The organism is Anaplasma marginale str. Florida (assembly GCF_000215485.1).
Lineage (GTDB): Bacteria > Pseudomonadota > Alphaproteobacteria > Rickettsiales > Anaplasmataceae > Anaplasma > Anaplasma marginale.
This window is the reverse complement of sequence record NZ_AFMS01000156.1, coordinates 1-592: the sequence shown is the minus strand read 5'-3', so window position 1 is coordinate 592 and position 592 is coordinate 1. Positions and strand designations below refer to the sequence as shown.

Genomic DNA, 592 nt, shown 5'->3' with positions numbered 1-592 from the left:
ACTCTCCCACTTCTGTAGCAGTGCCTGTTCCTATGCTATGTGTTGTCAGTGCAACACCAGGAAAGCTTGGAGTGCTGTTCCAACTCCTATCTTTGTAATCTCCATAGCACCAGTGCACCTCCTTCCTCTCCCAACTCCCGCACTCACTTTGCCTATCAACTGTGGAGCTCTTACCACGTGGGGTGACCATAGATGGTAGAGGTGCCACATAGGTAATATAGGGTGAGCCCCACACCTGTGGAATCAAGGGGGCTGTGTGGTACCAAGTTGTGGGGACGAAGTCAAGTGATGCTGGTAAGTGAGGATCTGGGTTGGACTGTACCCCAGGAACAACATTAGGTGTTGGTAAACTTATGGCCACTGTATTGAGGGTAATACCAGTTAGTGCAAGGGTGGACGTAGAGGTTTTGGGAGAGTGGTGATGTTGCTAAAACTTAGATTCTTACTCATTGCTGTAGTATTAGCATTGGGTATCTTACATGGTGTACCTGCAGGGGCTAATACTCAGAATAATCAGGCTGCTAAGGATGACGATACAGCGACTGTTGTTATATGTAACGTTATACGGTTTGTGCAGAAGCTTGGGCTTCCT

The 592-nt window shown here is 47.8% G+C and carries 1 protein-coding gene and 1 pseudogene; one reads left to right on the top strand and one right to left on the bottom strand.

Going from position 1 to position 592, the window contains the following annotated elements; translation table 11 throughout:
- Positions 1-190, bottom strand: a 190-nt coding sequence (locus GAC_RS05845; protein ID WP_041660046.1) for a hypothetical protein, incomplete at its 3' end; no start/stop codon positions are given.
- 231 nt (positions 191-421) lie between these two features.
- Between GAC_RS05845 and GAC_RS06230 the strand changes: the two are divergent.
- Positions 422-592: pseudogene (locus tag GAC_RS06230) on the top strand (TrbC/VirB2 family protein); the annotation flags it as partial.